This is a genomic window from Psychrobacillus sp. FSL K6-4615, assembly GCF_038008225.1.
Classification (GTDB): Bacteria; Bacillota; Bacilli; order Bacillales_A; family Planococcaceae; genus Psychrobacillus; species Psychrobacillus psychrotolerans.
The window spans coordinates 1,042,694-1,059,677 of sequence record NZ_JBBOYQ010000001.1 but is presented as its reverse complement, the minus strand read 5'-3'; the positions used below and the strand labels follow the sequence as shown (position 1 = coordinate 1,059,677).

Genomic DNA, 16,984 nt, shown 5'->3' with positions numbered 1-16,984 from the left:
GGCACAGTATACCTTTAACCTATATTAGAAATTGAATCTGGCAGGTTAGGCGCTAAGCTTAAATAAGCAGGACTCTTAAGACATTTTTGTATTTACGTAACTATATAAAAGTTTTGCTGTATTTTCCAACGAATCAATATGTGTACGCTCGTATGCATGAGATGCTTCAATACCAGGTCCCAATAGTGCATGCTTCACATCATATCCTGCACGAATAGCCGCCGATGCGTCAGATCCATAGTAAGGATAAATATCCAACTTATATTCAATATTTTCATTTTTCGCCAATTCTACTAATCGTCGAGTTAGCTCGTAATGGTAAGGTCCTGAAGAATCCTTTGCACAAATAGACACGGTATACTCATCAGACGATTGACCATCTCCGATAGCACCCATATCAACAGCCAAATATTCCACCGTTTCAGCCGGCACATTAGAGTTACCACCATATCCGATCTCCTCATTATTAGAAATATAGAAATGTGTTGTATGAGGTAATGTCATGTCTGTATCTTGAATGATTTTGACTAATTGCAGTAGTAATGCTGTACTCGCTTTGTCATCGAGATGGCGAGATTTGATAAAACCATTTTCAGTTTCTTCGAATCTCGGGTCAAATGAAACAAAATCTCCAACCTCTATACCTAATTTACGTGTATCTTCAGCCGTTAATACTTTTTCATCTATACGAACTTCGATATTTTGCTCATCTCTAGGTAAACCACTGGCATTCTTATATACATGTACAGTTGTTTGATGCATTAAAATAGTACCTCTAATTTTTTTGCCATCTGCTGTATGAATAGTACAGTACTCACCTTCCACAGCATTCCAATTAAAGCCGCCTACCATCGTAAGTTTTAATCTTCCACTACCTTTCACTTCTTTTACCATCGCACCTAATGTGTCTGTATGGGCTGTTAAAAGTCGATGCTTTGTATCATCTGTTCCTTTTATAGTAGCGATTAATGCACCTTTATTTGTCCGAATATAATTCACTTGCAGTTGCTTTAATATATTTTCCATAAAGTCCATAATCTCTTTTGTATAACCAGACGGACTAGGAATTTCTACTAATTGCTTTAATAATGCTACCGTTTCTTTTGCTTCAAATGTATATGACACTTTTTTATCCCCTTTCACTACCTTAGTCTTATCTTAACAAAATCTTATATAATCAGATACACCTAATTAGGATACTATTTCAACAACTAAAAAAGCGGATTCACTTTAAGGTTCTAGATTATCATTAGATAAAGTAATACTACTTATCTGTTGTCATAGACTAGACGAAAGAGTAAATCCACTTTTTTATTTAATTTCCCAGCACAAATTCAGGTACTTGATAGAACTCTAAAGGTTTAGAGAAATAATATCCTTGGACAGTATGACAGTCATTTTCTCTTAAAAACTCAATGACCTCGGCTGTCTCTACCCCTTCTGCTACTACTTCGAGACCAAGGCTATGACCAATTTTAATAATAGAGGTTACAAATTACTGCATCTCTACCTATTAATACTTGGCTTGTCAAACTACAGTCAATTTTCAATGTATGAATCGGTAACTCACTTAAATATCAGAAATTAGAAAAGCCAGAACCGAAGTCATCCATTGCAAGTTTAATTCCCATTGACTCAAGGTCATGTAATATTTTCAATAATATTTCCATATTTTTCATTAAAACATTTTCAGTCAACTCAATTTCTAAATAATGAGGAGGTAAACCTGTTTTTTCTAGAATTGTATGTACATTTGCTAAGAAATCATTTTGCTCTAGCTCTATAGGACTTATATTAACGGATAATGAGACCCGTTTCTTCTACGAAAGGTATGAAATCATTTGGAGGAATAATTTCTTTTCCTTTTTTATTCCAACGTAACGCTAGATCAGCGGCTCTGTGAATTTCTTTATAACTAGATCCATGTAGTGGAAAAGAAGCTATCCCAATGGAACAGGATATATGAATTTCCATTTCTTCTATATTAAAAGGTTCTTCTACCTTTTGAATAAGTAGCTTTGCATTTTCTAGCATTTTAGTTCTTTCCGCTTGCCCCTTAATAAGCACATCAAATTCATCCCCACCAATGCGATATAACTCCCCTGTAGTGTTGTAAAATTTCTTAATCCTAGCCGTTACTAACATCAAGAGGGAGTCACCAGTAAAATGACCAAATGAATCATTAATGTTTTTACATCTGTCCAAATCAATATATAAAAAAATAAAAGGTGTGTTTTCGTTTATCACTTGTACAATATCTCTTTATAAAGCCGCAGTATTAAACGAATTTGTCAAATGATCTCGGTAGGCAAGCTCAGTCAATTTAGTCCTTGCCGACTCAAGTTCCGTAATATCGTTTCCAATACCAATTGCGCCACTTATTGTTTCATTTGTTTCAATAGGAGAGATTGTAATATGTATACATCTATCATCTAACCATTCCTTATAAGAGACCTCCTCACTTCGATTTGTCATCTCTTCTGAGATGTATGTATCCATATTATAAATAGGATTTAATATTTTGTTTTTTATAGAATTAATGCTAGGTTGAATCGTTTGTAGACCTTTCTTTGCTAAAAACTCTGAGGCTAATTTTCCGGTCAATAATGAAAAACCATAATTATTTTCACTATCTATTTCCACTTTGAAGACAAGATTGTTTATATGGTGTGCCACAGTTTCAAAGGAAGAAAGTAGTTTGGTCTGCAATAATATTTCCTTTTCTTTTTCTATAGTAATATCAGTGCGGATACTTAGAAAATAGGTATCATATCCGTTATTTTCAACAGGTATTATATACGTTTTCACCCAATATAATTCGCCATTCTTACGCCTATTACATATCTCACCTGTCCATGTATGTCCATTTAGAATAGTAGGACCACATGTTTTTAAAGAAAGCTTCAGGATGAGTTTTCGAGTTAATAATTCTATGTGTATTTCCAATTAGTTCTTCTTTACAGTATCCTGTAATCTGGCAGAAGCGGTCATTCACGAATAATATTTGTCCTACCTTATTGGTTACCGCTATTATCATCGTTTCATTCACTGCATAGTCCATGACCTATTATTTATGAATTGTGACATTTTGAATCTATTAAGTATTTTAAAAAAGCCATTCTAGTACAAAGACTAGAATGACTTATCTCATTTTATAAAGCTCTATTGGCTGATACCATTACTTTAGTAAGCCTCTCACTAGCTTCACTTTGTTCTTGTAAGGTGGGAAAACGATATTTACTGGTAAGCTTGTATTTTTTTTCACGATAGACTTTTGATGTGTAAATAGAGTAAAGCTTGCTTCTCCGTGATAGGATTGTACTCCTGAGTTCCCTACTCCTCCAAATGGTAAATGAGCACTTCCAGCATGCGTGATTGTGTCATTTATACAGCCTCCTCCAAATGGTAGCTCTTGAAGAAAGAATTGTTGCGCTTTCTCATGTTCACTAAACATATAAGCAGCCAAAGGTTTTGGAAACTTACGAATTTGCTGGATTATAGTCCGTAAATCATTGTAAGGGATTATAGGTAGTATCGGCCCAAATAATTCCTCTTTCATCGACGTACTATTGAAATCAACTCCATTCAATAAAGTTGGTTCCATAAATAAATCATCACGATCCGTTTTCCCTCCAAAAATAATATGGTCACTTTCCTCTTCTAAAATTCTCTTTAGACGATCAAAATGATTACCATTTACTATTCTTCCTAGGTCAGGACTTTGTTGCAATTCTTTTCCGTAAAACTGTGTAATTGCTTTTTTCATCTGTTCGATAAACTTATCTTTTACCGATTCTTCCACTAATACATAATCGGGCGCTATACATGTTTGACCTGCATTCACAAATTTCCCCCATACAATACGTTTAGCTGCTACAGCTAAATTTGCAGTATGATCCACAATCGCTGGACTTTTCCCACCTAATTCTAAAGCAATGGGTGTTAATCGCTCTGCAGCTGCTTTCATCACTATTTTTCCTACTTGGACGCTTCCAGTAAAAAATATAAAATCAAAAGGAGCATGTATTAACAAAGAAGTTTCTTCCTTCTCTCCCTCTAATACTCTAATATATCTCGGATCAAATGCTTCAGAAATAATTTTCTTCACAATATTAGTGGTGTGAGGTGTTGCTTCTGAAGGTTTAATAACTGCACAATTTCCTCCAATAATTGCTCCAATTAGCGGCTCCATAATAAGTTGGAATGGATAATTGAATGGTGCAATTATTAATACGGTTCCATAAGGATCATTTACAACAAAGCTTTTAGATGGCATTAAAGCAACAGGTGTTTTTACGTACTTCGGTTCCATCCACTGCGCAATATTTTTAATCATAAAGGAAATATTGTCATAAACTAATCCTATTTCTGTGACATAGGCTTCGAATTCACTCTTCCTTAAATCCTTGTATAATGCTTCTATTACTTCTACTTCATATTTTTTAATCGTATTTTTAAGTATTTCTAATTGGGCTATTCGAAATTCTACAGGTCGAGTCATTCCAGCATAAAAATAGGCTTGGTGCTCTTCTAGCATATGGTTTAATTGTTGCTCTGAAAATTTCATTTTTTATTCTCCCCTTTTATTCATTTAATCTTAAAGGAATCATACTATTTTTTTCTAATAGAAGAAAGAATAAACATTTAATATGCAATACATGAAGTCTACCTTTCGTGGAATACTAATTGTAAGAAGTCATTTCCACCAATAGACTACAACTATAAGTCTATAAGACTTCAGAATCCCTGTGCTAAACGATTCATTTTTCACGTAATTGGTTTATATGCGAAGCTCAGCAGGGTATAAAAATCGTATATATAAACAACACGAATTATTAAAAGGGAGGAAATAATAATGACTGAAACAGAAACTTGGTGGGAGCCCATTTTTACAGGAGCTTTCGCATTAGGGCTAAATAAAGAGCGTTTAAATGAATTAGAAGAAGAAACATTTTTATATTTTCAAGAGGATCAAGGTGAAATGGAGAAACACTAATTGAATAATCTATTTAGGATTTCAGCTTTTCCCTTCTATTGTATAAGGAAAAGCTGATTTTTTATTTCCTCTTTATTTATATGCTAAACTACAATTGGTGATAATAAATGAAGAAGATTTTTGCTTGTCTAGTTCTATACACTACACTTCTATATGGTTGTGATGAAAGTTCCACTAATGGTGTGATTCAAACTGATGGAAGTACCAATCAAATAGCTGTTGAAGTTGTGGAAGTTATTGACGGTGATACGATTAAAGTTAAATATAATGGAGACATAGAAAAAGTTCGATACTTGTTAATAGACACTCCCGAAACAAATCATCACACTCTAGGAAAACAACCATTTGGTGAAGAAGCAAAACAACGCAACAAGGAAATATTAAAGAGTGGGAATGTAACCATTGAGTTTGATGTAGGAAATCGACTAGACGACTATGGTAGAATGCTCGCTTATGTGTATGTAGACGGCGAAAGCGTCCAAGAAACATTGCTCGAAGAGGGACTAGCAAGGATAGCCTATATCTTCCCTCCGAACACTCGATATTTAGACAAGTTTGAGGAAGCTTCTAAAGTGGCTAAAGAAAGAAGTATTGGTATTTGGGAGACAGATAACTACGTTACTAATAGAGGTTTTAATAATGAAGTTCTAACTAATAATAATGCTGAAGAAAAATCCACAAATGAACAATGTAATATCAAAGGCAATATTAATCGGCAAGGCAAAAAAATTTACCATATACCTAGCGGGAAATATTATGAACAAACTAATCCTGAAGAATGGTTTTGTACTGAGCAGGATGCTATACAAGCCGGTTTCAAAAAGTCTGGTGAATAAAAATGCAATCAGTGGGAGATGATGGCGCCACTGACTGTATTTTTATATTATGTTCTTGCGCCTTTTATTTTAGCTTCTGGAACTGTTTCTTCAGGTGAAATATCTGCAAAGGTTTCATTTTGTTCTTCTAAATCTCTTGTCCGATGCGCTAAACGTGAAGCTGCACTAGAAGCGATGCTCGCCACTAAATCATCTAAAAATGTATGAACTGCTCCTCCAATTTTAGTATCTAATTTTGAAATAAGTCCAATTTTGTTTTTATCTAAATGGCCAAATGTAGTTACTGCTATACTGCCATAAGTAAATACAGCTCCCAATGCAATCGTTTCGTCTACCCCAAACAAACCTTCATCCGCTTCCACTATTTGTTGCAATGGTGCAGATAGCATTTTCTTCTCTGCCAACTCGTCAAGTTCGATACCAACTAATATCGCATGTTGCATTTCTCTTTTTTTCAATACACTTTTAACAGATTCTATACAATGTTCTATAGTAAGTCCCTTATTGTAAGGAAATTGCATCTCAAATACAATCTCTGCTATTTCTTCTAAAGTAACTCCACGTCTTTTTAACGCGTCTTTTGTAGCTTGCTCTACTTCACGAGAATGGACTCTAGATGTTTGTCTATCCATATTGTTATCCCCCTTGTTGTTTCATCATTTCGTTTATTATACCTCTTTGCTAGTATATGATACAATTTCTGTACTACATGAATGATATTAGGAGGAAATTATGAACAAGGGAACTATACAAGATATATCGTTTTTTAGTGAGGCTTTACAGGAAGAAATGCAACTTCTAATATACTTGCCTCCAAATTATTCACCTCTCTATAAATACTCTGTACTAATAGCATCTGACGGAAAAGACTATTTTCAACTAGGAAGAATTTCTCGAATGGCTGATGAGTTATATGAAGAACAAGCAATTGAGAACTTAATCATAGTTGGAGTACCTTATAAAAACGTAAAAGATCGAAGAGATAAATATCATCCAGATGGTTCTCAATTTCCTGCTTACAAACGTTTCTTGGCGCAAGAATTAGTACCGTATATAGATGAAAACTATCCTACTTATCAAGTTGGAATGGGCAGATCACTAATAGGCGATTCGTTAGCTGCTACTGTTTCACTCATGACAGCTTTAGCATATCCAAATACATTTGGAAGAGTAATAATGCACTCCCCACTTGTCAATCAGGCTGTAATAGAATCCGTCGAGAAATATAAAGACGTTCATGCATTTTCTCTTTACCACGTCATTGGAACGGAAGAAAAAGCCGTGAAAACAGGGGACGGTTTATTAACGGACTTCATTACTCCAAATAGAGAGTTACACAATTTATTTAAAAATAAAGGATTTTTGACCTTTTATGACGAATTAAGAGGAGACCATACTTGGAAGCTTTGGCAACCAGATATAAAAAGAGCGTTGTTGCAAAATTTTAGCCTATAGAGAAAGATTTGTTATAATAGGTAATATTGTTATTTTAATAATTTGAGGAGGTAATGAAAAATGAAATACGGAATTGTTGCTTTTCCATCTAAAAAGGTACAGGACTTCGCAAACTCCTATAGAAAGCGTTATGACCCTCACTATGCTTTAATCACTCCACATATGACGGTCAAAGGTGTATTTGAAGCCGATGAAAATGAGATTAAAACCATCGCTGAAAAGGTTAATAAAGTAGTGCGTAATCATAAACCATTTACTTTAAAAACAACTAAGGTAAGTTCATTTGCCCCTGTTACTAATGCTATATACTTTCATGTGGAACCAACAGCTGAGCTAGTTAAACTGCATGAGGATTTAAATGATATTCAATATAATGAGAATGAAAGCTATTCTTTTGTTCCTCATATTACAATTGCTCAAAAGATGAACGCAAGTGAACATGATGATATCCTGCCACAATTAAAAATGATTGGTGCACAGTTTGAAGAAGAAATCGATCGCCTACATCTTTTATATCAACTGGAAGATGGATCATGGACTGTATACGAAACATTTAGATTGTCTGGAGCTGAGTAAGTATTGGTGTACGCAAAGAAAGTGGAAACTGAAAAAGAATATGAAGATGCTATAAAAATTAGAAGAAAAGTTTTTGTTGAAGAACAGGACGTCCCTCTTCATCTTGAACTGGATGAGCATGACGAAGAGGCAGTACATTTTGTAGCATACGACGAAGGCACTCCATTCGGCGCAGGTAGAATTAGAGTTATTGAACCTGGAATAGGTAAAGTAGAAAGAGTATGTATTCTTCCAAGTTATCGTGGACGAAAGTTAGGTAATCTCATGATGCAATGCATGGAGGACTACTCGAATTCTACCGGCATTAATAAGTTAAAGCTAAATGCACAAAGTCAGGCCATTCTTTTTTATGAAAAAAGAAATTATACTATTACTTCACCTGAATTTTTAGAGGCTGGAATTCCTCACAGAGCGATGGAGAAACAAATTTAATACGACAATTTTATGGAGAGTTTTGACTAACGTCAGACTCTCCATTTTACGTTTAAAACTTTTTTAGTGACCAATATTTACAAAATTTTCATTTCCGTGACATTCTTTCATGCTATATCATATAAATACTATTAAAGAATGAATTCAAACCATATATGTATCCATATAAAATTCATCAAAATATTCCAAACTTCATAAACATCCTAGTTGAAGATAAGACTTTTTATGGTTTTTTGTTTTAAATAGTAAAGCAGGAAATCTCCATTTTGTTTGAAAAGTTCCCGCTTAATCATAGGCTTTTCATCTCTTTCAATTAAAAACGATTTGCACCCAAAAGTATAAGAGGGTTAACGTTACAATCGTTGTTATAGGAATTACTTTTATCGAGATGCTCAAATAATCTTTCCATGTAATTTTAATTTTATTTTTCCTTAAAATGTCCATCCAAATAAGGGAAGCAAGTGTGCCAATTGGTAACAACAGTGAACCCATATCGCTCCCAATAATATTGGCAAGATAAATCGTTTTTAAAGTAATCGGGTCTAAGCCCATTTCTGTTAATGTTATCGTCCCAATCATTAAGGCAGGATGATTGTTAAAAAGGTTTGATAGTATAGACACTAACCCCCCCATGATGAAACTAGCTTGGAATAACCCCTGCTGAACTATCGGCTCACACCACTCAACTAGTAGTGCAGTTAGACCCACATTGTGTAGGCCGTAAATAATTACGTACATAGAAAATGCAAAAAGTAGAATATGCCATGGTGTCTTTTTCAAAATATCTATTGGATTAGATTTTAAATAATATCCTCTCCATAGTAATAGAATAAGCGAACTAATTGCTGCAACAATTTCAATGGGAATATTTACATAAGAAGCAAAAAATAGCATCCCTCTTACAACTAAGACAAAGAATAGAATCTTGAACATAAATTTACTACGCTTATGTTTCGTTTCCAGGGAGATACTTGCTTTCAGTGGATGAAAGTTTTGAGTAAAAAATGATTCCTCCACATTTATGAGAGAGTTTGGTAAAGTTTCAGGCAGTCTTTTCTTCACAATAACAAACATCAAACAGGACATAAATAATAACCCTAAAGTTGCTGGGACAAACATCATTAAAGTATGCATCCATAAAGACATATCAACAATCTTTAATGCTATTAAGTTAACTAGATTGCTTACTCCGATAGGTGCGCTGGAGGCAGTCGCAATTAAAGCTCCACTGATTAAATAGGGGATTTGTTGAGGAGGTTTTAGTCTCATGTTCTTAAGTAGTAGTATTAAAATGGGAGTTGTTATCAAAATACTTCCGTCATTATTGAACAATAATGTCATTCCAAAACATAATAACTGTGTATACCAATACAATCGATAACCTGATCCTTTTGAAAAACCTACAATTCTAGTAGCTACCCAGTTGAAAAAACCAAAGCTTTCCAATATAACAGCCATGACAACTGTCGATATTATCGTAATGGACGCCCCTCCAACTTTATCGATAATATCAAACACGTCTGCTAAAGTCACAATTCCTGCAAATAATAATATCCCAGCGCCAATTGTTGCTGGCCAAGCTTCATTTACTTCTCTAGGTCTTACAAAAATGACTAACATCGTAGATAGGAACACCAGAATGGCGATTCCAATTTGCAAACTCATACATATACCATTTCCTCTCCTTATTATGATTGTCCCCTTCCTTGTATGTATATTCCTTTCCCATTAGAGAAACGAGGTGTATGTCCATATTCTCTAAAATATTTTATGAATCTCACTATTTTACATAATAGAATAAATAAATTCTATCTATCCCCAACTTCAAGAAGCATGAAATATTTCATGCTTCTAATTTTTATACTCCGTGAATCGTTTTTATATGATCAATATTTATATAATCCTTAACTCCTCTAGCTGCCTCCAACTCGACAACTTGTTCTTCTACATTTTTTATAGTTCCAATATGACTCTTACTTCCACCAATATTAAACACAATAATCTTATCTATAAATTTTTCTATTTTGTTTTTAAAAGTATCAACACTAGCTTCTGTCACTGATAGTTGGAACTTCGGATTATTTAACCCGTAAGGACATTCATTTGTAGGATAAGGAATTAGCCACTTTAAATGTTTGGTAGATATATACATAGTTTTATAAATCGGCGAATAAAATTCAAAATAATCATCCATTATCTCAGTAATATAACCATGTAGGGGCTGATCATCTATTAAGTATATTTCAGTGCTCTGTCCCTGAGCTTGATGTAGCGTTACTCGTAAGGATAGTTCATGATTATTTCCACCAGTTTTAATACTAGAAGACTCTATTGGGGCAAGGGCATCTAGCTCATTTTTCTTTAGAGGACAGAAGCTATGGATATGAATGATAGGAATATACATATAATCTGTACCATTGAAAATAACTATAATATCTGTTCCAACATCAATTAGAGTACCCTTTAATACCTTTTTTCCTGACACCTCTATTTGGACATACTCTTTCAGTAGACTTTGAATAATTTTATTCAAGGTCACAACTCCTTTTAGTATTTACTCGTCCTGGAAACACTACCGTCTTAACTTCCGGTACATTGTCGTTGCATGTCTCATTAGCGATATATATTGTTTTTCTATTGCAGCTGTGTCGTGCCTAGAGTCATAAATTGGATAACCATAAATCATTTCATACTGTCTTATTTTTTCTGGACTCCCCTCGACTCTTGGGTGAAAATAAAATTTGTTATCTGTTTGTTTAAAATTTACCGCATTTGAAATTTGAACTGCTGCGTAATTCATCAAGGCAAAGTATTGCTGCTCCAACATTTCATTCACTTCTTTTTTACTCATCACATTTACATTTAATTGAGGTTTTTTTTTTTCTAATGTCCTCGGTGGATTATCTAAGATATCTAGTTTGTCTTGCCCATCCGAGTTTCCACCAAGTTGTTTTGAATAGTCTGTCTGTTCATTTAGCTCCGGCTTGGACGTGGTCACTAATTTATTTTCAATTGGGGGTGTCATTTTATTTTTCAAATCATTTTCCTTTGGTAATGTAATAGTAGATTGATCACTATTCATTGAGCTCCAAGCCGTTAGAAGTACATCTTTCCCCTTCACTTTCGACCTATTTTCAGAAATATTTAGTTCTTCATTGGAATCAAAACTAACTTGTTCTTCTTCAATTTGATCTTTTATTTCATCTAGGTAAATCTCAAGTTGTTCTTCTGATTGAGGAGGAATAGCTTTATCTAATAATTTATCTTCAGCTATTAAGTCTGTCACTTCACTTTCGACTTCATCTATACTGGATACTTCCTCTTCTAACTCTAAAATAATAGCCTCGGCAATTGCTAAATCTCCACTGCTACCTTTTTGCTCCAATTCAACTTTAGCAGAAGTGTCATTATCCTCTAACCCGGTTATTTTAATCGGGTCCACTAATTTATCAGTAACCCCAATCGTCACTGCCTCAACTTCTTGTTTACTAACTAAAGTACTAACTTTCTCTGTTAATTCACCAGGGGTTGGATTCTTCCTTACTTCCGGTTCGGGTAGAGGAGCTGTCACATTTGTAACAATCTTATTGGCCATTAGTTTAGTTCTGTCCTGTTCCACAGATAAATTCTCATTTCTAACCTCAATAGAACCTTTGCTAATAGTAAATCTATATAGTTTTTGGATAGCCAGTTGTTCCTTCTTATTGGAAAAATAGAGGTCACTCTCAGATATATTGCTAGAAATATCGGTAATATGTGAAATAGGAATAAAAAATAACTCTTTCCTATTTATTAGAATGATATGATCCTCGAAGATACTGCTTAATATTCCGTAAAGAGTAGGAATTCCGTATTTGTTTACCGTAACCCATTGGTACCTTAATGCAATTAACACATCTGTCATATCATTTCTAACTAGATATGGACTAAACTTCTTGACTAGAGACAAATCGGTAGTATTCTTAGAAATTGCTTGTATTTGATGTATCGCTATATAGAAAGTATTTTCATTCACTTCCAAAACAATATGATTTTCTTGAATATCTAATAAGATACCTTCAACGAATTGATTATTAGCTAAATACAATCCTATACTCTTCTTTTCATTGGCATATAATACGTTTTCGAAGTTTCTTTTCTGCACTTGGAGGTCACCTCCCTTATAGAATATTCGTCGCTTTTAATTAAAAAAGCGACGAATGCATACTTATTTACTAGCTTTACTTTGCTTCTTCTTGATTTTTTGATTCATTTTTATTATCTTCTTTGTTATTTTTATTTTCCTCTTTACCACTTTTATCTTTGTCTTTTTTCGTTTTTTCAATCTTCACTCCATAACTAATATTACGAATATGGAATAAAGCAACTCGAATTATTTCTTCGTTCGCCACAATTATTGCGTAATCATCTGTAACTGAATCTAAAACACCTTCTAGTGTTTCAGGCCCACCACGATTGATTTTTACCCACTGTAATGTTAGACAATTCAAAATACCTTTGAAATCTTCGGCTTGAATATACTCAAAATCTTTCGGTATTTCAAGATTGAATTCTGTCTCGTTTTTAGAATGATTCGTCAAACTTTTAATATGTTGTGTACTATAATATATAATTCCATCGTTTTCTGTTAATAAAGTAAAGTAATCGTCCTCAGCTGACAAGAGTAAACCCACTCTCGATTCTGGGCCTCCTCTATCTACTTTAATTACTTTGTCTACTAGAGAGAGTAACATTTTCTTATTCATCTTTCTAACCTCCTTTTTAGTTATCCTTGTATCTATATGTATCTTGGAGGACCTGAGTATTGGTTAAACGCCCATTTCACTTTAATTATACAAGCACCCATCATCTTAACTCCCCGAACAATATGATGCATCTCTTCATATTCTGTAATAGTGTCATTAAATCATAGAAAGTAGTGAGTATTTTGAAAGACCACAAAAAGAAAAAAATGCCTCATCATAAGTCGGAAGATACATCAAATGATATTGCTGATAAAAATGTAAGCGAATCAGAAGATGAAACAATAGGAGCAAAGGAAGGATCAGAGAACAAAAAAGACAAGGATTCGAAAAAAGAAAAAGATAGTAAAGAAGATAAAGAGAAAAAGGAAAAAAAGACCTCGAAGGATTCAGAGAAAAAACAAGACACTAAAAAAGAACATAAAGAATCCAGTAATTTTGAAAATACAGATGAAGACAAAAAAGATAAAAAGAAAAAACATGAAAAATCAGAATCAAGTGAAAAAAGCGCTGACGATGAGAAACATTCAGACGAAAAGAAAAAAGGACATAAAAAATAACCATAGCACTAAGTCAGACGGAGTAATAAATAAAGGTCCAGCTAATTCCATGATGGAATTAGCTGGACCTTTTATTTTCGTTGTTTGTTAGTTCAAAATTGAGATTCATCCTGAAAGAATCGCTTATCGTAGATAAGCGATCTTTCTAATACTATGAACTAAACATACGTATTAATACTGTTTCCTTTACCACTGATTTCAGCTATTAGTGGAGATAAGTTTACTGGATTTGGATGGATAAAGCCTTTAAATAATGGTTGGATTGATGGTCTTTCTTGTTCCATTAATTGCTCTGCTTCCTCTTCTAAAAATTGTTCCTGCTCTTCTAAGTGATCATCAAAACCAGATTTAAATTTTACAGGTTGAATATTATCAATATAAGCAAAATTATAATCATTCCCAATCATTCTATTAGCATAAACTTGTGATTGAATCGGTTGTATTGGAAGAATATATCCCATGTTCTCCACCCCCACATTATTTTTATTATATTATGCTTTACCCCATCCTATTATTCTTAAACCTATTTTTTTATAAAAAGTTTAATTAATTTACAAACTTATAATAGTTTTTGAATATCTGCTAAACTTAACGAACTCCCACTCTGTAAAATAGAGCGTGTAAGTTCATCTTCTAATTCCTGAGAAACAGGTTTATTTGCTAACTTGCCAACTTTACGTACAATTTTACGAACTTGTTTCTCATCCGTAAAATCAGCATGTGAGATGGCATTGGCAAGCGTAAATAGGTCATCCATTGACACACCGGTTTTATTTTCTATAGATTTAAAAAATGAATTTTGCATAATTTTTCCCCCTCACATCTTATTGTTTTTTATTAATAAGGGAGAAAGCTTCTACCAACAATGATTAGTAATATAAACAATACAACGATTAGTACAAACGTTGAACTTTTGTTGCCACCATATTCGTTGCCTCCAGCATACCCCGGGTATCCTTGGTATCCTGGGCATCCTCCACCACAGTAGTCATACATACTCTTTCCCTCCTCTCCTCTTCAACTTATTGTATGCGAGAGGAGAAAGGAAAAAAGGGCGAATCAACTAGTACGTTGTCTTCCGCTTTTGAAAAATGAACGCTCCAATGACACCAAACAATATTGCAGAGCTTATACCAGAGCTTGTTACTTCAAACATTCCAGTCAATACACCGATTAACCCATGCTTTTCTGCTTCTGCTAGTGCTCCATGTGTCAAAGAATTTCCAAAGGAAGTTATAGGAACCGTCGCTCCTGCACCAGCAAAGTCAATCAATGGCTCATATAGACCAAACCCATCTAATATAGAACCTAATACCACTAAAGTACTTAATGTATGTGCAGGTGTTAGTTTAAATACATCCATGAAAATTTGACCAATAACACATATCAAACCACCAACGATAAAAGCAGTCACTAATGATGAAATCATGTTAACCCCTCTTTTCCATACGACATTCAATAGCATGAGCAATACAAGGGATTGTTTCCCCTTGTTGAAATGTTAAAGGGGATAATAATGCCCCTGTAGCTACTAACAAAACACGTTTAAAAGATCCTTTTTTTAACTGATCGTATATTTGACCGAAAAAAACAACAGCCGAACAGCCTGCTCCACTACCACCTGCATTGAAAAACTTATCATTTCCATAGAACTGAGCACCCGCATCTTGCAAGATAACACCAGTATTTTCATCTTGAAACATTTCCTTTAATATAGAAATTCCTATATTGCCTAAATCCCCTGTCATAATTACATCGAAGTCAGCCATTTTACTATTCGTATTCGTTAAATGTCGCTCGATTGTATCTCTAGCAGCCGAGGCCATTGCTGCACCCATATGTAATGGGTTTGTTTGTTGACTATCCACCACTTTGCCAATAGTTGCATGGGTTACGACTGGAGTATTTTTCAAGTCTTTTTCTAACAGAGAAAAACCTGCTCCAGTTACAGTCCATTGAGATGTTTTGGGTTTTTGAGTACCATACTCCAACGGGTACCTAAATTGACGCTCTACAGCTTGATGATGACTAGAAGCTCCCGCAAGTACAGTCCGCGCATTTCCTGACTCCAACAAAAGACAGCCAAGAATAACCGATTCCATCGAACTGGCACAAGCTGAAAAAACTCCCAAGTATGGGATAGCCAGGCTCCGCGCTGCAAAATTCGTTGGAGATAACTGATTGATAAGATCTCCTCCTATCAGAACATCTACTTTATCTACCTGAGTATGACCTTTTTTAGCAGCCCAATGACATGCACTTTCAATCATCCGAGCATGTGCCTGCTCATTTGTTTCATCCTTTTCTGTTTCTAATGAAAGAACCTCATCAAAGGAATCAGCAAAAGTACTATCCTTTTCTACTGGTCCCACCACTGTTCCCGTATTGGCTATACAAATTTTAGTTGTAAACTGAAGAGTTCCAAACGTATTTACCATGAGACAACACCTATATTCACTAATATTGTTTTAATAAGTGCAACGACAAATGCAGACAGCACACCAAATAAAATAACCGATCCTGCAAGTTTGAACATATTGCCTCCAACCCCTAATACATACCCTTCCGATTTATGCTCTATTGCAGCTGAAATTACTGCATTACCAAATCCTGTAACGGGTACCGCTGATCCAGCACCCCCGATTTGGGCAATTTTTTTGTATAAACCAGTTCCGGTAAGAATCATTGCGATAAATACTAATGTAGCAACCGTTGGGTTTCCAGCAGTCCCCTCTGTAAAAGGGAAAAAGCGCATATAGAAAAATGTAATAAGTTGTCCTATAGTACAGATGATTCCTCCAACAATGAATGCTTTGAGTATGTTCATAAAAAATGGCACTTTGGGATTTTTTTCATCTACTATTTTTTGAAATTGTTGTTGGTCCATTAGGTCTCTTCCTTTGATAACAATTTTATTTTTTCAATCGACTTTTTCAGTTCTTTTTGTTTCAATTTCTTTTCGATGATGGTTTCTACTTCCCACATAAGTTTTTGATCACCTGTAACAAGTACTTTTTTTTCCGGAAATTGTTTTTCAATTTGTTTAGTAATTTTTTTTTCGATTTTTGCTTTATTAAATCGATCGAATCGATTTATATAGATTGCAACTAAAATATCTTCCTCATTTATCACACTTTTATATCCATAAATCGTATCTTGTTTTTGCATGATTGGTTTTAATGAAGCGGAATTATCAGAGGGGAATATCACTTTTTCTTTCTCGCTTGAACAAGCGCCCAACAATAAAACCATTAGAAAAACAAATAAGCTTTTTTTCATATGATTACTTGCTCCTTTTTTTTGTTAGTATGCTCGCGGGTATTTGAAATATGCAAATTGCTTACGAGATATTTGCCCTTGTCAAGATGAACTTCCCACATACGTTAG

25 protein-coding genes are annotated in these 16,984 nt (G+C 34.3%); 6 read left to right on the top strand and 19 right to left on the bottom strand.

The window, feature by feature from the left end; translation table 11 throughout:
- Positions 1–75: 75 nt before the first annotated feature.
- The 7 genes from MKX53_RS04955 to MKX53_RS04940 all read right to left on the bottom strand — a co-directional run bounded on the left by MKX53_RS04955 (position 76) and on the right by MKX53_RS04940 (position 4,567).
- Positions 76–1,125 carry a M42 family metallopeptidase gene (locus MKX53_RS04955; RefSeq protein WP_340909595.1) on the bottom strand — a complete coding sequence of 350 codons (1,050 nt, stop codon included), beginning with the start codon at positions 1,123–1,125 and terminating at the stop codon, positions 76–78.
- A gap of 190 nt (positions 1,126–1,315) precedes the next feature.
- Positions 1,316–1,483: an EAL domain-containing protein gene (locus MKX53_RS19690; RefSeq protein ID WP_424514130.1), complete on the bottom strand. Its 168-nt coding sequence runs from the start codon at positions 1,481–1,483 to the stop codon at positions 1,316–1,318.
- A gap of 94 nt (positions 1,484–1,577) precedes the next feature.
- Positions 1,578–1,784: an EAL domain-containing protein gene (locus MKX53_RS19685; RefSeq protein WP_445678278.1), complete on the bottom strand. Its 207-nt coding sequence runs from the start codon at positions 1,782–1,784 to the stop codon at positions 1,578–1,580.
- Positions 1,785–1,794: 10 nt separating this feature from the next.
- Positions 1,795–2,247 (bottom strand): diguanylate cyclase domain-containing protein, encoded by a 453-nt coding sequence (locus MKX53_RS04950; protein WP_340909593.1) that lies wholly within the window; start codon positions 2,245–2,247, stop codon positions 1,795–1,797.
- A 15-nt stretch (positions 2,248–2,262) separates the two neighbouring features.
- A complete protein-coding gene (locus MKX53_RS04945; protein WP_340909591.1) occupies positions 2,263–2,946 on the bottom strand; it encodes a PAS domain-containing protein in 684 nt (227 codons plus the stop codon).
- The gene (locus MKX53_RS19680; protein WP_422194937.1) at positions 2,846–3,061 is read right to left on the bottom strand and encodes a PAS domain S-box protein; all 216 of its coding nucleotides are present in this window, start codon (positions 3,059–3,061) and stop codon (positions 2,846–2,848) included. The genes MKX53_RS04945 and MKX53_RS19680 overlap by 101 nt, the downstream gene beginning before the upstream one ends.
- A gap of 117 nt (positions 3,062–3,178) precedes the next feature.
- A complete protein-coding gene (locus tag MKX53_RS04940) occupies positions 3,179–4,567 on the bottom strand; it encodes an aldehyde dehydrogenase (protein ID WP_340909589.1) in 1,389 nt (462 codons plus the stop codon).
- A gap of 288 nt (positions 4,568–4,855) precedes the next feature.
- On the opposite strand from MKX53_RS04940, the gene MKX53_RS04935 reads away from it, so the two are divergent.
- On the top strand, positions 4,856–4,996 hold the full coding sequence (locus MKX53_RS04935) for a hypothetical protein (protein WP_175496189.1): 141 nt from the start codon (positions 4,856–4,858) through the stop codon (positions 4,994–4,996).
- Positions 4,997–5,103: 107 nt separating this feature from the next.
- Positions 5,104–5,832, top strand: coding sequence for a thermonuclease family protein (locus tag MKX53_RS04930; RefSeq protein WP_340909587.1), 729 nt, complete (start codon positions 5,104–5,106; stop codon positions 5,830–5,832).
- Positions 5,833–5,879: 47 nt separating this feature from the next.
- Here the strand turns inward: MKX53_RS04930 and MKX53_RS04925 are convergent, their stop codons facing one another.
- The gene (locus MKX53_RS04925) at positions 5,880–6,464 is read right to left on the bottom strand and encodes a phosphatidylglycerophosphatase A family protein (RefSeq protein ID WP_093535536.1); all 585 of its coding nucleotides are present in this window, start codon (positions 6,462–6,464) and stop codon (positions 5,880–5,882) included.
- 100 nt (positions 6,465–6,564) lie between these two features.
- Here MKX53_RS04925 and MKX53_RS04920 point away from each other — a divergent pair, with 100 nt between their 5' ends.
- From MKX53_RS04920 to MKX53_RS04910, 3 genes are read left to right on the top strand one after another with little or no spacing between them, the layout of a single operon-like run.
- Positions 6,565–7,287 (top strand): alpha/beta hydrolase, encoded by a 723-nt coding sequence (locus MKX53_RS04920; RefSeq protein WP_093535538.1) that lies wholly within the window; start codon positions 6,565–6,567, stop codon positions 7,285–7,287.
- Positions 7,288–7,347: 60 nt separating this feature from the next.
- Positions 7,348–7,863, top strand: coding sequence for a YjcG family protein (locus MKX53_RS04915; RefSeq protein WP_340909584.1), 516 nt, complete (start codon positions 7,348–7,350; stop codon positions 7,861–7,863).
- A gap of 3 nt (positions 7,864–7,866) precedes the next feature.
- Positions 7,867–8,295 carry a GNAT family N-acetyltransferase gene (locus tag MKX53_RS04910; protein ID WP_340768616.1) on the top strand — a complete coding sequence of 143 codons (429 nt, stop codon included), beginning with the start codon at positions 7,867–7,869 and terminating at the stop codon, positions 8,293–8,295.
- Between the two features lie 309 nt (positions 8,296–8,604).
- Here MKX53_RS04910 and MKX53_RS04905 read toward each other — a convergent pair whose 3' ends face one another.
- The 4 genes from MKX53_RS04905 to MKX53_RS04890 all read right to left on the bottom strand — a co-directional run bounded on the left by MKX53_RS04905 (position 8,605) and on the right by MKX53_RS04890 (position 13,040).
- Entirely contained in the window at positions 8,605–9,960 is a 1,356-nt protein-coding gene (locus tag MKX53_RS04905; RefSeq protein WP_340909582.1) for an arsenic transporter, read from the bottom strand.
- 193 nt (positions 9,961–10,153) lie between these two features.
- Positions 10,154–10,828, bottom strand: coding sequence for a DUF6897 domain-containing protein (locus MKX53_RS04900; RefSeq protein WP_340909580.1), 675 nt, complete (start codon positions 10,826–10,828; stop codon positions 10,154–10,156).
- 39 nt (positions 10,829–10,867) lie between these two features.
- A complete protein-coding gene (locus tag MKX53_RS04895; RefSeq protein ID WP_340909577.1) occupies positions 10,868–12,439 on the bottom strand; it encodes a DUF2642 domain-containing protein in 1,572 nt (523 codons plus the stop codon).
- Between the two features lie 76 nt (positions 12,440–12,515).
- Positions 12,516–13,040, bottom strand: a complete 525-nt coding sequence (locus MKX53_RS04890; protein ID WP_340909575.1) for a hypothetical protein — start codon at positions 13,038–13,040, stop codon at positions 12,516–12,518.
- Positions 13,041–13,222: 182 nt separating this feature from the next.
- Here MKX53_RS04890 and MKX53_RS04885 point away from each other — a divergent pair, with 182 nt between their 5' ends.
- On the top strand, positions 13,223–13,597 hold the full coding sequence (locus tag MKX53_RS04885) for a hypothetical protein (RefSeq protein WP_340909573.1): 375 nt from the start codon (positions 13,223–13,225) through the stop codon (positions 13,595–13,597).
- A 158-nt stretch (positions 13,598–13,755) separates the two neighbouring features.
- Here MKX53_RS04885 and MKX53_RS04880 read toward each other — a convergent pair whose 3' ends face one another.
- The 7 genes from MKX53_RS04880 to MKX53_RS04850 form a co-directional block, all read right to left on the bottom strand.
- Entirely contained in the window at positions 13,756–14,058 is a 303-nt protein-coding gene (locus tag MKX53_RS04880) for a hypothetical protein (RefSeq protein ID WP_340909571.1), read from the bottom strand.
- A 98-nt stretch (positions 14,059–14,156) separates the two neighbouring features.
- On the bottom strand, positions 14,157–14,402 hold the full coding sequence (locus MKX53_RS04875) for a stage VI sporulation protein F (RefSeq protein ID WP_340761790.1): 246 nt from the start codon (positions 14,400–14,402) through the stop codon (positions 14,157–14,159).
- 32 nt (positions 14,403–14,434) lie between these two features.
- A complete protein-coding gene (locus MKX53_RS04870) occupies positions 14,435–14,593 on the bottom strand; it encodes a YjcZ family sporulation protein (protein ID WP_340909569.1) in 159 nt (52 codons plus the stop codon).
- A gap of 67 nt (positions 14,594–14,660) precedes the next feature.
- Positions 14,661–15,026, bottom strand: coding sequence for a stage V sporulation protein AE (spoVAE, locus tag MKX53_RS04865; RefSeq protein ID WP_340909567.1), 366 nt, complete (start codon positions 15,024–15,026; stop codon positions 14,661–14,663).
- 1 nt (position 15,027) lies between these two features.
- Complete coding sequence (locus MKX53_RS04860; RefSeq protein WP_340761788.1) at positions 15,028–16,035, bottom strand: stage V sporulation protein AD; 1,008 nt, start codon at positions 16,033–16,035, stop codon at positions 15,028–15,030.
- Positions 16,029–16,484 carry a stage V sporulation protein AC gene (spoVAC, locus tag MKX53_RS04855; protein WP_093535564.1) on the bottom strand — a complete coding sequence of 152 codons (456 nt, stop codon included), beginning with the start codon at positions 16,482–16,484 and terminating at the stop codon, positions 16,029–16,031. Before spoVAC ends, MKX53_RS04860 begins: the two co-directional genes overlap by 7 nt.
- Positions 16,484–16,876 (bottom strand): hypothetical protein, encoded by a 393-nt coding sequence (locus MKX53_RS04850; RefSeq protein ID WP_340909564.1) that lies wholly within the window; start codon positions 16,874–16,876, stop codon positions 16,484–16,486. Before MKX53_RS04850 ends, spoVAC begins: the two co-directional genes overlap by 1 nt.
- Positions 16,877–16,984 lie beyond the last annotated feature (108 nt).

What these genes read in the sequence shown, in the direction of transcription:
- MKX53_RS19680 (WP_422194937.1), bottom strand. Translation starts at nt 3,061, where the DNA reads ATGGACTATGCAGTGAATGAAACGATGATAATAGCGGTAACCAATAAG.
- MKX53_RS04940 (WP_340909589.1), bottom strand. Translation starts at nt 4,567, where the DNA reads ATGAAATTTTCAGAGCAACAATTAAACCATATGCTAGAAGAGCACCAA.
- MKX53_RS04935 (WP_175496189.1), top strand. Translation starts at nt 4,856, where the DNA reads ATGACTGAAACAGAAACTTGGTGGGAGCCCATTTTTACAGGAGCTTTC.
- MKX53_RS04930 (WP_340909587.1), top strand. Translation starts at nt 5,104, where the DNA reads ATGAAGAAGATTTTTGCTTGTCTAGTTCTATACACTACACTTCTATAT.
- MKX53_RS04925 (WP_093535536.1), bottom strand. Translation starts at nt 6,464, where the DNA reads ATGGATAGACAAACATCTAGAGTCCATTCTCGTGAAGTAGAGCAAGCT.
- MKX53_RS04920 (WP_093535538.1), top strand. Translation starts at nt 6,565, where the DNA reads ATGAACAAGGGAACTATACAAGATATATCGTTTTTTAGTGAGGCTTTA.
- MKX53_RS04915 (WP_340909584.1), top strand. Translation starts at nt 7,348, where the DNA reads ATGAAATACGGAATTGTTGCTTTTCCATCTAAAAAGGTACAGGACTTC.
- MKX53_RS04905 (WP_340909582.1), bottom strand. Translation starts at nt 9,960, where the DNA reads ATGAGTTTGCAAATTGGAATCGCCATTCTGGTGTTCCTATCTACGATG.
- MKX53_RS04890 (WP_340909575.1), bottom strand. Translation starts at nt 13,040, where the DNA reads ATGAATAAGAAAATGTTACTCTCTCTAGTAGACAAAGTAATTAAAGTA.
- MKX53_RS04880 (WP_340909571.1), bottom strand. Translation starts at nt 14,058, where the DNA reads ATGGGATATATTCTTCCAATACAACCGATTCAATCACAAGTTTATGCT.
- MKX53_RS04875 (WP_340761790.1), bottom strand. Translation starts at nt 14,402, where the DNA reads ATGCAAAATTCATTTTTTAAATCTATAGAAAATAAAACCGGTGTGTCA.
- MKX53_RS04870 (WP_340909569.1), bottom strand. Translation starts at nt 14,593, where the DNA reads ATGTATGACTACTGTGGTGGAGGATGCCCAGGATACCAAGGATACCCG.
- spoVAE (WP_340909567.1), bottom strand. Translation starts at nt 15,026, where the DNA reads ATGATTTCATCATTAGTGACTGCTTTTATCGTTGGTGGTTTGATATGT.
- MKX53_RS04860 (WP_340761788.1), bottom strand. Translation starts at nt 16,035, where the DNA reads ATGGTAAATACGTTTGGAACTCTTCAGTTTACAACTAAAATTTGTATA.
- spoVAC (WP_093535564.1), bottom strand. Translation starts at nt 16,484, where the DNA reads ATGGACCAACAACAATTTCAAAAAATAGTAGATGAAAAAAATCCCAAA.
- MKX53_RS04850 (WP_340909564.1), bottom strand. Translation starts at nt 16,876, where the DNA reads ATGAAAAAAAGCTTATTTGTTTTTCTAATGGTTTTATTGTTGGGCGCT.